Here is a 12,157-nt window from a genome sequence, read left to right as displayed (position 1 = left end):
TTCTTATGTCGCTTGATACCGCATTACCCGCATGGCGTTAAGAATAGCCACCAAAGCTACGCCCACATCGGCAAAAACTGCCTCCCACATGGTGGCCACGCCACCGGCACCCAGGGCGATGAAGATGCCCTTCACTAGCATAGCCATGATGATGTTCTGCCAGACAATGCTGCGGGTTCGTTGGGCCACTTTAATGGCAGCTGCCAACTTGGTGGGTTCGTCCGTCATCAACACCACATCGGCGGCTTCGATGGCAGCGTCCGAACCCAAGCCCCCCATCGCCACACCAATGTCTGCCCTGGCCAGCACCGGTGCATCATTGATGCCGTCTCCCACAAAAAGCAGTTTATCTTTTGGGCCCTTCTCCCGGCTCAGGCGTTCCACCTGCTCCACCTTTTGATGGGGCAGCAGCTCCGCATGGACTTCATCCAAGCCCAGGGAGTTTCCTACCGCTTGACCAACCTCCCGGCTATCGCCGGTGAGCATGACCAGCTTTTCTACACCCAGTTCCTTCAACTGCCGCATGGCCCCGGCGGAATCCTCTTTCACTTCATCGGAAATGACGATGTGCCCGGCATATTGTCCATCCACCGCCAGGTGCACCACTGTACCCAGTACCTTTTCCTTGCCGTGTTCAATACCTTCCTTATCCATTAGTTTGACATTACCGGCTAATATTTCTTGGCCAGCCACCCGCACCTTAATCCCGTGGCCGGAAATCTCTTCGTAGGTTTCTATTTTCTGCTCATCAACCTTCCCCTGATGGGCCTCCTGAATGGAGCGGGCAATGGGGTGGTTGGAGTGAATTTCTGCATAGGCTGCGTACTCCAGCAAGGCTTCCCTGGTCAACCCCTCTCTGGGTACCACCGAAGTCACCTTAAAGACCCCTTTAGTTAGGGTACCGGTCTTATCAAACACCGCAATTTTTACGTTGTTTAATGCCTCCAGATAGTTACCGCCCTTGACCAGTACTCCGTTACGGGAAGCCCCGCCAATACCCCCGAAAAAGCCCAGGGGAATGGAAACCACCAGGGCACAGGGGCAGGAGATAACCAATATCACCAGTGCCCGGTACAGCCATTCACTAAAGGTGGCACCGGGAATCAAAAGGGGTGGGAGTAGTGCCACGGCTAGGGCCCCAAAGACCACCACCGGGGTGTAGTAACGGGCAAACTTGGTGATGAAGTTCTCCGTCGGGGCCTTTTGGCCAGCTGCATTTTCCACCAGGTCTAGTATTTTCGCCACGGTGGATTGGCCAAATTCTTTGGTAACCTCTACGGTAAGCAGACCACTCTTATTTATAAAGCCCGACAATACCTCGGCTCCGGGTACCACCTCTCGGGGCACCGACTCGCCGGTCATGGCCGAGGTGTCCACCAGGGACTGGCCTTCGATAACCTTGCCATCCAGGGGCACCTTTTCACCGGGTTTAACCACAATGATATCCCCCACCGCCACTTCTTCGGGGCTAACCTGCCGAATATTGCCATCTTCCTTGACATTGGCGTAATCGGGCCGAATATCCATCAGAGCTGCAATGGATTTGCGGGAGCGGTTGACCGCCATATCCTGGAATAATTCTCCCACCTGGTAAAAGAGCATCACGGCCACCGCTTCGGGAAACTCTCGGATAGCAAAGGCCCCCAGGGTGGCCACACTCATCAGAAAGTTTTCATCAAAGACCTGCCCCCGGCTGATGTTGCGGGCACTCTTTAACAGCACTTCACCGCCCACCAGCACATAGCTGATGGCATACAGGATGGCCTCGGTAGTAAAGGAAAATTGGAAAATCAGGGCCACCGCAAAAAGCACCGCACTGGCCGCCAGCCGCAGCAGTTCCATTTTTTCGCCCAGCTTTTCCTCCTGGGGTGAGGGGGCCTTTGTCTCGGCGGTAATTTCCTTCACCTCTACGCCCGGTTCGATACTATCAACCTTATGCTTAATATGGCGTAGAATCTCGGCATTACTGCCTTCCGATGCCAGTTCCACCACCAGTTTCTTGGCCGGAAAATTCACCACCGCCCCCTGAATACCAGGGATTTTTTGCACCTGGGTTTCAATTTTGGCAGCACAGTTGGCACAGCTTAACCCCACCAACAGAAACGCTTTCCGGTGGGTAAAGTCCACCTTCTTTTCCGTAACCAGTACATCCGGCTCTAACCGCTTAACGATTTGCCGAATTTCTGCCAGTATTCGTTCCAATTCTTCCAGCCGCTCGGTTTCCAATGTAAGCTTTTTGGTGGCAAAATTTAGGCTGACCTGGCTAACTCCATCAATTTTACTGATCTGATCTTCTATCTTTGCTGCACAGGAAGCACAATTTAATCGTTCTAGGACCAATTCCTTTTTGGCTGTGGCCACAGGATATTCCCTCCATTCTTGGATTTATTATGAACATAGGACAGTGTTGTTATGTGGCTAAATTGGGCTAGCCCATTAGGGGTACTGTCTATTGCCCATCTCCTCGGATTCTCGGTGATATTGATACCACTCATAATCTGTCTTGTATGGTGAACCCATTTGTCGATATCCCGAATAATAGGAACCACCATGCCCACTGGCTGCCTGGTCCATCTGCCACTCCATGTGATGCTGCACCTGGGGAGGCTTGGCTGCTGGCTGACTCACCTGGGCAGGGGCAACGGGAGCCACGGTTTTAGGTGAAGTAGCCCCCTGGGACGGGTTTGCTTCCTTTTGCTGCTGGCTGGTTGGGGCTGGCTGGCTAGTTATTTTTTCTGTCACCAAACCTGCTTTGGTAGCTGGTTGCTCCCCAGTCTGGGTTACTGTATAATCAGGCTCTGGCATTTTGGCAGCGGTGGTTTTCTCGTAGGAATAGAAATTTGCCAACACATTAGAAATGGGCTGGGCCGCCAAAAATAGCAAAGCCATAAAAATTAAGATATGTTTTTTAGACATACTCTCCCACCTTTCTATTCATTGCATAATCTATTCTAACGCCCCAACATCACAGCATTATCACAGCCATTTAACATTTTTGTGACCTGCCGTTCCCTCCAGAACCGAACAGTCAGTAGCATTTTTTTATCACCACTCTGTCACAGGAACTTAACTTTTTTGTGATATAGAGCGGGTTTATGTCACAAAAAAGTTGGGATGTTGTAACAGTGAGGATAACTTCCTAAGCTAACCTAAATAGCAAGGGCAGATTACCAAGAGATTTGCCCGGTAACTATCACTTAAGGAGGCCAGCCCGTGTTATTTAGAAAAAAGGAACTAACCTTGCAAGTTTACGAAAAAACCCTCACCCTCCAATGCCATAAAAAGTAACGGCAGCAACATACCAAACCAGCCTCCCATCATGCCATAGCCCCAACCCCAGCCCATAATATTGATCTCCTCCTTCTTTACCTTTCTCTGTCCGATGTTTCAGATTCCGCTTAACCCCTAGTTTTTCCCGGAACACCATCATATTACAACAACATCCAAATTTCCCTACGGGCTATCTGCCCCTTCCTCTGGTGGCTGATTCAGAGGCAAAAAAACCGTAAATACCGCTCCCTTGCCCACCTCGCTGGCCACAGTAACCTTGCCGCTGTGTACTTCCACAATTTTTTTCACGATGGCCAACCCCAGGCCACACCCAGCACCCCGCCGGGAGCGGGACTTATCCAGCTTATAAAACCGCTCCCAAATATTCTCCAATTCCTCCGGGGGTATGCCGGGTCCGCTGTCTTTTACCGCAAAAAAGGCCCATTTATCCTGCACACCCAATTCCACCATAACCTTTCCCCTAGAAGGAGTATGGCTGATGGCATTATCCAATAAGTTGGTGAGTACCTGTTTTAACCGGTCGATATTGCCAAAGACCGTAATGGGTTCCCCCGGCAGTTTGGTGAGAATGGTTACCTCTTTGGCGGTGGCAATTTGCCTCATGCGTTCAGCAGTGATGTTCAGCAGCTTGTTTAACACCACATATTCCATATCCTCCACATGGCCTGCTTCCATTGACTTTAGTCTTAAAATATCATTGACCAAATCCTTCAGCCTGCCGGATTCATCAATGATATTTCTCAGGTAGAACTTCTCTTGGGTGGGGGATTTCACCATCTCGTCATGCAGGGCCTCGGCAAAGCCCTGAATCACCGTTAGTGGGGTACGAAGCTCGTGGGAAACATCGGAGACCAGTTCCTGTCTCAAACGGTCCAACCGTTCAATGGCCTCAATCTTTTCCTTTAATTGGGCAGACATACGGTTTAAAGAAAGGGCCAGCCGCCCCACTTCGTCATCGGAGTTGACCTGAAGTTGTTTACCAAAATCCCCTTCGGCAATGGCTTTGGCCGCCTTGTCCATTTCCACCAAAGGTTTAATAAAACGAAGAAAGATCACCATGCTTAATACCGTAGACAACACAATGCCCAACAATGCCCCCAGCACAGCAAAGCTCAACATACGGTTGATTTGTTCTCGAATGGTGGCTAGGGGGCTATTGATAACCACCGCACCAATCACTTGATTATCCTTGCGGAGCGGCACTGAAGCCAAGAAAATATCCTGCTCACTACCGGATAATTTACCGGCAAAAACTGTGTTGCGGCCCGACAATACCTTTTCTAACAAACCAGGGTCCACCCCAATATCCGTGGCTTGCTGACCACTGGCCGGTTGGTCATACACCATCTTTCCCTGTTTATCCATAATAGAAATGCTGGCACCCAGAAACTGGCTCAAAATCTGCAGCCGTTCTTGAATAACCTCGGGACGTTCTTCTTTTCGGAAAAAGGTGGCCACTTCCTCCGCTTCATAGATGTAGAAGCGGGCCTGCTGGTCATAAAAGAAGGATTTAATTTGGTGGGCCTGAATGGCCACGGAAAAGGCGAAGACAGCCAGCACCAGCAGTACAATGGCCAACCATAGCTTGGTGACCAGACTTCTTTTTAATGACCATTTTCGAATTTGTAACCAACTCCCCGTATGGTTTTAATAAATACGCTGTGCCCAGCCTCACTCTCCAGCTTAGTCCGCAGCCGGTTGATATGGGTGTCCACCGTCCGGGAATCACCGCAGTAGTCGTAACCCCAGACCAGCTCCAAGAGTTGATCTCGATTGTAAATCCTGCCGGGGTTTTTGGCCAGGGTGAGCAAGAGTTCAAACTCTTTGGTGGTGAGATTAACGTTGTTGCCCCCTAGCTCCAACTCCCTGGTCAATTGGTTTAGCTTAAAGCCAGGGTAGGAGATCATGTGTGCCTCCCCCTTGCCCCCTTCGGCCCGCCGCAGCACCGCCTTCACCCTGGCCACCAATTCCCTGGTACTAAAGGGCTTGGTAATATAATCGTCCGCCCCCAGGTCAAGCCCCAGCACCCGGTCATTTTCCTCCCCTTTGGCCGTAAGCATTACGATGGGGATTTTTCTTTCCCGTCTTAGCATTTTGCAGACCATCCATCCGTCCAGTACAGGCATCATCAAGTCCAACAGCACCAGGTCGATGGGCTGCTTTTTCACTATGTCTAACACCTGTTGGCCATCCTCGGCTTCCACCACCGCAAACCCTTCGGCCTCCAAGTAAAGTTTCACCAGTTCCCGAATGCGCTCATCATCGTCAGCAATTAAAATATTCTTCACCCTAACCACCTCTTTCGTGTCCTTACTGCGTCCGTTTTCTTTAGCGGGTTGATAAGAAAACCAAACTTATTATACCCTCCCTGGTATTTTTTTGCGAAAAAAGAATAGACCCAATGGGCCTATTCCTAAAAAACCTACCAGGATGAACCTCTGTAGTTAGAGGGACTGTTCCAGTTGCCAGAGCCATACCAGGGGCAGCAAGAGTAGTAGTAGCCCTGGGGTGCCTGGGGTTGTGTGATTTGTGGTTGGGTTGATGGGGCATTGGGCTGGGTTGTTGGCTGTTGGGTGTTGGGCGCAGACTGTTGGGTGGTTGCAGCGGTTTGTACCACGGCCTGGTCGTTAGTAACCACCGGTTCGGCAAAGACATTGGAAAGGGGCAGAGCCACCGTCAGTAGTGCTAAAACCCCCAGCAAACCCAATACCTTCTTGGTCCAATTCATGTTGGAACTCACTCCTTCTTTTTAGTATTTGCATTCATTTTATCCAAGTAATGTCACAGCTCTGTTACAGGTTTTTAACATTTTTGTGATATTCGCTAAATCACAAAAAGTTTACACAGTTGTAACACTGCTGAGAAAAACCTTCGCTATTCTATACCTATGATATTTTGAACCCTACAACACGAAGGAGGTTATACTTTCATGACCCATGCACAAATGAATTTGAAAAAAATACAGTCCCAGATGACACTGGCCGCTCTGGTACATGAATTTGGCCCGGAGCATCCAAAGGTAACCAATTACCGAAAGAAACTGCACCAATTGACCCACGAAATGAAGCACCTAAAGGCCTGCCACTTTGGTAAGCCTGATCGCCAAATACCCAGCTAGCCTCCCGCACCCAAGCCGGTTCACACCGGCTTTTTCTTATTTCAATTTAGTTCCTTACCACATAAACAAAACAGGCTGCCCCCTGCAGGGACAACCCGTCGTGTGTTCATATTTACTTACCAGCCGCAGTTCCCCCAGTTGTTATGGCCTCTCTGGGACCACTGGCCATTGTTTTGCATATGATTGGACCAGTTTTGGTTCATATTGTTGTTCCAGTTATTGTTGTACTGTTGTGTGCTCTGGGTGCTAGCGGCGTTTGCAGCGCTCTTTTGGTTTTGAGGGTAGTACTTACTATACCATTGCTGGCACATTTGCTGCATAGCCTGCCAGTTTTGTTGGCTAATTTGGCTGTTTGGCTGCTGTTGCCTGTATTGGTTATACATACCCAGGCAATATTTAATCATTTGCTCACGGGTCATCTGGCTACCGTTTAACATGGGGCAGTTGGGCATACCAGTCTGTAGGCAAAGCTGGTACATTTGGTTATATAGATCATTCTGGGTGGTGGGAACTTTTTGGGTATTGCTGTTATTCTGAGTAGTAGTCTGGCTGTTGTTTGTGGAAACCTGAGCTACCTGTACGGCGGCTGCTTGGGTAGTCTTAGCCGCTGTGCTGGTAGTTTGCTTGCTGCTCTGGGTTGTATTGGTATTGGTGTTCATATTCATGGGATTGGGATCATTTTTCATCATCTCCACCCAGGATTGAGCCGGAGCTGCATAGGCGGCCCCCACTAGGCCTACGGCCATAATAAGTACCAGGAAGCTCATAAACCAACGCTTTTTCGGTAATTTCAAATGTAACATCCTCTCTCTGCAAACATTTTTTGTTGTAGGTAGGCACCTTACCAGCACCATCCTCCCATCCGCCAACCATTATTATTGTAATTGGGGTTGTAGTTATTGCTGTTATTTTGGTACCAATCATAGTTTGTCTGATAGTTGGGATTGTGGTTAAACCAGGGGCACCAGTAACCGGAATAGTTGTAGTAGCCCTGTTGTACCGGAACGGATTGCTGCACAGCTGGCTTTGCTACAGTATTTTGGGCAGCCAGGGCGCTATTTAAGGGTAGAGCCACCGCCAATAACCCCAGAACTGCCAGCACCGCAAAACTCTTTTTCGCTAACTTCATTTTTTGTTTCCCCCCTTTCCTGTTGCTTTGAGCTTATCTTAACGAACCAACATCACAGGAATGTCACAGGTAGTTAACATTTTTGTGATAATTCCTATGGCTGTGATTTATGTCATTGACCACGTTCAAAGACCAAAGGGGCCCCCAATAAGGAGGCCCGTGGTTTATAATATCTTGAATTTTGTATTGGCTTAAAATGATTCCTGCCACCTGGCCCGGTTCCCCCTAACGTCCACATGAAGAAAACTCTGCTTTGGGTAGGTACCAATGCCATTAAAGCCCGCCTGCTCCGCTAGGCGGCTTAATTCTACCACAGCCAACCCCGGCACATGAATATCTGCGGCCATGCCCTTTAGGTGATAGGAATTCACTGCCCCACCCACAGCTCTATTGTGAGCGGGGCAGCGGTAGCCGCTATTCACCAGCACTGGTTTTTTCACTAGCTGGCGAAGGGTTTCTAGTTTATGGACTAACTCGGATTGAACAAGCAATCTACCACAGCACCGACAGGCAAGCTCACCTTCTGTAAAGTGGGGCGTGATACGCTGCTCTGGTTTAGCTTTCTTCGCCTGCTCCATTGTTACACCCCCTAGAGGTTATTGATCAGTTCATTAATCTCTTTCATATCCATATTGCTCTGCCGGGCGATGATGATGCTTAAGAGGTTAATGCTTTTTTGCAAATCCCGAATGGTGGGTTCCAGGCGGAGCAGCAGGTAACCCGCCACCACCATTGGGAAACCGTAATTCGAGGCTAGTTTAAAAAGTTCCTCCATTGCTTTTCCTCCTTCGATATAGGCCCAAAAAAGGGAGGCAGCCGCCTCCCTCCCTGGTTACGTCTAAAGAATGTTCAGTTCTGCCACATCTCGGGTCACAAGCCTGGCACCGGCCACGCCGGTCAGGCTACCGCCGGAACTGGTGAAGACGTCGCTTGCCACAATCTCGTCCATGACGGTTCTAACCTCGGACTCTTGGATGTCCTCTCTGGGGTCAGTAACACGCATGGTTACCTTATCACCAGCCATGTTGACAAAGATTAGTTCTAAAGTCTTGGCCATGATTTATCCCTCCTATTCTTTATGTTATCCTTTTACCCCGCTTTTACCGTTACTGATTGATTAACTCGCTGTCATCGGCGCGAAATACACCCAGCAAGGCATTGTTTTGCAAAGTATTGATAGCCGTTGCCACATCATAGAGAGCCTGGTCGGTGGCTGTAACCTTTGCTTTGGAATAGGTAGTGTTAACAAAAATAGGATCACCGCTGGCGTTAACACCCTTTTGGTATCTCAGCTTAATGCTGCAGGCATAGGGTTGTTTTACCACTGCCATTGTCCATTCCTCCTTTTAATTTTATCGGTAGCAGGCCCGCTCCGTACAAATGAAAAAAGCCGACAGGAACAAATGTCCGGTCGACTTGGTATTATTTTACTGCTGGATAGGCTTGGTGTCAAGGGTTCGGGGGCATCTAGGGTACTATTGATTTCTATTACTGATGATGTGATTAGGCCTGGACGTTGCCACGATGAACAAGGGGCAGCTGCCCCTTTGGGCCACCCTCGGTAGCGTGCCTTTTCTTTCGGGTCAAGCCTTAGAGGTCCGGCACCCTGCCTCTCCTCTGGGGTCTTATAGCCGCACACTGGCGGCAGCCGCTCACGGGCGAATCGCTGGGGTCACGGCTCCCCCCAGAGTGCTCGCCGGGCTTACGGGTCCCGGTCACCTGCGGCAGCGTGCCTTCTGCTATTGGGTCAGGCCTCTGGGGTCTGGCACCCTGCCTTTCCTCTGGGTCCTAGCCTTCGTGCCAGCCTCCGCTGGCTAAAACTATCGGGTCGGCACAAAGGCCCTCACAGGTCCGCAGACACCGAGAACGGGGTATGAAAGGTTTATTTAAACCCTCTACTTACCCCCTCCCCCGCTCCCGGTGACTGCCTTCTTACGGGTCCTGTGCGGGCCATTTTCTGGGGTCCGTGCAGGTCAGCCCGCCACCAGGCCCTCTATTCATGCGTTCACCCTATCCACGAAAACCATCAGATCCCCCCAACGTTCATGTGTCCTTCTGTAGCCCTGCCTCGTGGCAGTCCAGCTCTGGGGTCAGGCCTCCGCTCGTTGCCTCCGTTCCGTTCCGCTACCGCTCATTCCGCCGGGCCAGCGGCCCAATCTAGGGCATTCCTCTTACCCTTTGACGCAAGCCCCGCTCCACTCCCTCACGCTGCACTGCACTCCACCAACCAGCTCCGGCCTACCGGGGTATTCCTCTTGGGTCTAAGGCCGCACCTTGCCGCAGACCGACTTTGGGGTAGCCTCCGAGGTCATCGGTCTGCGGCAAAGTGCTCGCATTGCTCTGGGGTCCTGCTGCAGCTGCAGCGGCTTTACGGTTGCACCGAGAAGCGGGCTGCCCACCCAAGCGGCAGCTGCCGCGGTCAACCCCAACCCTCCAAACCTCCCGCCCCAAGCTTGGGGCCGGGAGGCTTCCGCCTTTGGTGCACAACTGAAGGTGACTCTCCCATGTCTCTCCATTGTACTGCGCCTTTGCCGCTGCTCCCCGCTGCTACGGCTTCCTGCTGGTGCAACGGCACCTGCCTCCGTCGGGATTTTCCAGCACCCCTGTTGCAGGTCATCCTCTTATGGTGCCGAAAAATCCAGCATTGTCCTAGTCCAAACTGCAGCGTCAATGCCGGTTATAGATCGTAAAATAGAATTGACCCCTGATCCCCTGCTGATTGACTAGTCGACGCGTGGCCATATCCCCCGAAAGGGGGATGCAAAAGAGGTGGTCAGTATGTACAAATGGCAACGTATTAAAGCTCTGTATGCCCAGGGGGTTAGCATCAGGAAAATAGCCAAAACAGTGGGAGTATCAAGGAACACCGTTAGAAAGTACCTAAGAGATGTTAATCCGCCGGAGTTTAAGGCCAGAAAGTATGAAAAACAACTTGATCCCCCCCCCCCTGACTAGTCGACGCGTGGCCATAAAGGCTATATTGGTACAAGAATCCACAAAGAATTGGTTCAAAAAGGCTATAACGGCTCTTTATCCAGTGTACACCGTTTCCTGCGAGCATTTAAAGAAGATGATAAGGCCGATAAATTAGCTACTACCCGTGTTGAAACTGATCCCCCCTCCCCTGACTAGTCGACGCGTGGCCAGTGGATGCTGCCGGTTGCNCGGAAGCCAGTCAAATTATATATCCGTGAAGTAGTCTTATCCTGTAGTCGGATGAAATATTATGCCTTCTCTTAGAGTATAACCACGGCCGACGTAATCCGTGCCCTTACTGAATCCTTTGATTTTTTTGGCGGGTATGCCCTGGAACTGGTAATGGACAATGCCAAGCAAATGGTTATTACCCACCAGGGAGACGGTATCGTTCGTTACAATGATGATTTTCTAAAGTTCTGTGGTTTATATGATATCCCCCCCCCCCTGACTAGTCGACGCGTGGCCATATCGCCCGGCGCGGGACGAGTCCACGGGCGGTCAATCCTTGCCCTGCTAAAGTTTAGTAAGCCAGTGAAGAAACATCTTTTTTTTGCCCAACCCCCAAACACCCCATTTCTTATTTTCGAGTTTTAACCTACCCGATTGCTCTTTCTAATTAAAAGCGCGCCATGCGAAAACTGACCGGGTTTCATCGAGGTCCAAAGATATTCCCCCTGTCCAAGTTGCTTCTATCATTTTTAAACGTTGCCTAAATATTGACCGCTAATTTTTTTCTATTTAACACGGATAACCGATGGATTTCTGTGTGGCCGAAATAGAAACCTAAGAAAAGTTTTATATGTAGAAATGTCTTCCCCTTGCTTTGTTCATTGTACGAAAAAGGTCTCAAATCACCTGGCCCAGGTTGTATTCTGACACAAAGATAAAAACTTTTTCAAAAAACATAACTACTTAATACCTAGCCACAGCCTCATAGACATAATCTCTCCTGGTCAACTCTTTCATCCGGTTTTATAGATTATTATTTATTTTTCCACACTTTTTTTTTTAAATTCACACCTTTCACTCTACCACTGTTTCCCCTTTTATTTGGTGTGGAGTAGAGATAATTGTCCCGTTCTCTAATAACATGTTTCGTGTTATATCTAATCCCAGACTTTTCTCTTCCCCATTTAGCAGGTGTTTTAGTCTTAGAGAATATTCCTCGGCCAACCTGATTTCCATTCTACCTCCTTATTCTTATAGGGAATCTTTACCATCTTTTGTATACTCTCGTCTCTATCCTTCTTTGACCCTACGCTTTATCACAATGTGCTGCCTTTTCGCCATCTCAATCTTTATATACATAAATCAATCCATATGGTTTCACTCCCTCACATGCCGCGAGACCGTCTCCCCACAACCTTCTAGTCTCCTCACATTCCATGTTATTCTTCTTCCTGAATTGTATCCATCCTCACTCCTATTCCTATCATCGTATACTCCTCCATGCATAAATCCATCCCTTTACATACCCTCCTGTCACTAGAATATATATTATCATTCGTATTAACGCTGGCTACACCTAGAACTTCGTGCACTTTGTTCTTTATATGGAGGTATANTGTCCTCCCTNATCTTGTTCTTCGTTTTTGTCACGCATATGATTCATCTTCCTGAGTGTAGAAGCCTCTGTGTGA

Annotated in this window: 14 protein-coding genes; 2 read left to right on the top strand and 12 right to left on the bottom strand. The window is 49.5% G+C overall.

Going from position 1 to position 12,157, the window contains the following annotated elements:
- Positions 1-3 precede the first annotated feature (3 nt).
- The 5 genes from DESHY_RS00065 to DESHY_RS00045 form a co-directional block, all read right to left on the bottom strand.
- Entirely contained in the window at positions 4-2,361 is a 2,358-nt protein-coding gene (locus DESHY_RS00065) for a heavy metal translocating P-type ATPase (protein ID WP_008409461.1), read from the bottom strand.
- Between the two features lie 75 nt (positions 2,362-2,436).
- Positions 2,437-2,916, bottom strand: coding sequence for a hypothetical protein (locus tag DESHY_RS00060; RefSeq protein WP_013810289.1), 480 nt, complete (start codon positions 2,914-2,916; stop codon positions 2,437-2,439).
- Between the two features lie 537 nt (positions 2,917-3,453).
- On the bottom strand, positions 3,454-4,869 hold the full coding sequence (locus DESHY_RS00055) for a sensor histidine kinase (protein ID WP_008409460.1): 1,416 nt from the start codon (positions 4,867-4,869) through the stop codon (positions 3,454-3,456).
- A gap of 26 nt (positions 4,870-4,895) precedes the next feature.
- The gene (locus DESHY_RS00050) at positions 4,896-5,579 is read right to left on the bottom strand and encodes a response regulator transcription factor (RefSeq protein WP_008409459.1); all 684 of its coding nucleotides are present in this window, start codon (positions 5,577-5,579) and stop codon (positions 4,896-4,898) included.
- A 134-nt stretch (positions 5,580-5,713) separates the two neighbouring features.
- Positions 5,714-6,019 carry a hypothetical protein gene (locus DESHY_RS00045; protein ID WP_008409458.1) on the bottom strand — a complete coding sequence of 102 codons (306 nt, stop codon included), beginning with the start codon at positions 6,017-6,019 and terminating at the stop codon, positions 5,714-5,716.
- A 201-nt stretch (positions 6,020-6,220) separates the two neighbouring features.
- Here DESHY_RS00045 and DESHY_RS00040 point away from each other — a divergent pair, with 201 nt between their 5' ends.
- Positions 6,221-6,409, top strand: a complete 189-nt coding sequence (locus tag DESHY_RS00040) for a hypothetical protein (protein ID WP_008409457.1) — start codon at positions 6,221-6,223, stop codon at positions 6,407-6,409.
- A gap of 116 nt (positions 6,410-6,525) precedes the next feature.
- Here DESHY_RS00040 and DESHY_RS00035 read toward each other — a convergent pair whose 3' ends face one another.
- The 7 genes from DESHY_RS00035 to DESHY_RS13955 form a co-directional block, all read right to left on the bottom strand.
- Positions 6,526-7,212 carry a 1,4-beta-xylanase gene (locus DESHY_RS00035; RefSeq protein ID WP_235695484.1) on the bottom strand — a complete coding sequence of 229 codons (687 nt, stop codon included), beginning with the start codon at positions 7,210-7,212 and terminating at the stop codon, positions 6,526-6,528.
- A 38-nt stretch (positions 7,213-7,250) separates the two neighbouring features.
- Complete coding sequence (locus tag DESHY_RS00030) at positions 7,251-7,538, bottom strand: hypothetical protein (protein ID WP_008409455.1); 288 nt, start codon at positions 7,536-7,538, stop codon at positions 7,251-7,253.
- Between the two features lie 191 nt (positions 7,539-7,729).
- Positions 7,730-8,116, bottom strand: coding sequence for a YcbK family protein (locus DESHY_RS00025; RefSeq protein ID WP_013810295.1), 387 nt, complete (start codon positions 8,114-8,116; stop codon positions 7,730-7,732).
- An 11-nt stretch (positions 8,117-8,127) separates the two neighbouring features.
- A complete protein-coding gene (locus DESHY_RS00020) occupies positions 8,128-8,313 on the bottom strand; it encodes a YvrJ family protein (RefSeq protein ID WP_008409454.1) in 186 nt (61 codons plus the stop codon).
- A 63-nt stretch (positions 8,314-8,376) separates the two neighbouring features.
- On the bottom strand, positions 8,377-8,595 hold the full coding sequence (locus DESHY_RS00015) for a DUF2922 domain-containing protein (protein ID WP_008409452.1): 219 nt from the start codon (positions 8,593-8,595) through the stop codon (positions 8,377-8,379).
- 49 nt (positions 8,596-8,644) lie between these two features.
- Positions 8,645-8,869 carry a DUF1659 domain-containing protein gene (locus DESHY_RS00010; RefSeq protein ID WP_008409451.1) on the bottom strand — a complete coding sequence of 75 codons (225 nt, stop codon included), beginning with the start codon at positions 8,867-8,869 and terminating at the stop codon, positions 8,645-8,647.
- 930 nt (positions 8,870-9,799) lie between these two features.
- Positions 9,800-9,967: a hypothetical protein gene (locus tag DESHY_RS13955; RefSeq protein ID WP_160162475.1), complete on the bottom strand. Its 168-nt coding sequence runs from the start codon at positions 9,965-9,967 to the stop codon at positions 9,800-9,802.
- Positions 9,968-10,316: 349 nt separating this feature from the next.
- Here DESHY_RS13955 and DESHY_RS14425 point away from each other — a divergent pair, with 349 nt between their 5' ends.
- Positions 10,317-10,493, top strand: coding sequence for a helix-turn-helix domain-containing protein (locus DESHY_RS14425; RefSeq protein ID WP_008409448.1), 177 nt, complete (start codon positions 10,317-10,319; stop codon positions 10,491-10,493).
- Positions 10,494-12,157 lie beyond the last annotated feature (1,664 nt).

Origin of the sequence: Desulforamulus hydrothermalis Lam5 = DSM 18033, assembly GCF_000315365.1 — a bacterium.
Taxonomy (GTDB): domain Bacteria; phylum Bacillota; class Desulfotomaculia; order Desulfotomaculales; family Desulfotomaculaceae; genus Desulfotomaculum; species Desulfotomaculum hydrothermale.
Note: the sequence above shows the minus strand (reverse complement) of the source record. Positions and strands in the feature narration are given on the sequence as shown.

Coding starts and splice junctions, on each gene's coding strand:
- DESHY_RS00035 (WP_235695484.1), bottom strand. CDS start 7,212: ATGTTACATTTGAAATTACCGAAAAAGCGTTGGTTTATGAGCTTCCTG.
- DESHY_RS00020 (WP_008409454.1), bottom strand. CDS start 8,313: ATGGAGGAACTTTTTAAACTAGCCTCGAATTACGGTTTCCCAATGGTG.
- DESHY_RS14425 (WP_008409448.1), top strand. CDS start 10,317: ATGTACAAATGGCAACGTATTAAAGCTCTGTATGCCCAGGGGGTTAGC.
- DESHY_RS00010 (WP_008409451.1), bottom strand. CDS start 8,869: ATGGCAGTGGTAAAACAACCCTATGCCTGCAGCATTAAGCTGAGATAC.
- DESHY_RS00015 (WP_008409452.1), bottom strand. CDS start 8,595: ATGGCCAAGACTTTAGAACTAATCTTTGTCAACATGGCTGGTGATAAG.
- DESHY_RS00030 (WP_008409455.1), bottom strand. CDS start 7,538: ATGAAGTTAGCGAAAAAGAGTTTTGCGGTGCTGGCAGTTCTGGGGTTA.
- DESHY_RS00040 (WP_008409457.1), top strand. CDS start 6,221: ATGACCCATGCACAAATGAATTTGAAAAAAATACAGTCCCAGATGACA.
- DESHY_RS00045 (WP_008409458.1), bottom strand. CDS start 6,019: ATGAATTGGACCAAGAAGGTATTGGGTTTGCTGGGGGTTTTAGCACTA.
- DESHY_RS00060 (WP_013810289.1), bottom strand. CDS start 2,916: ATGTCTAAAAAACATATCTTAATTTTTATGGCTTTGCTATTTTTGGCG.
- DESHY_RS00025 (WP_013810295.1), bottom strand. CDS start 8,116: ATGGAGCAGGCGAAGAAAGCTAAACCAGAGCAGCGTATCACGCCCCAC.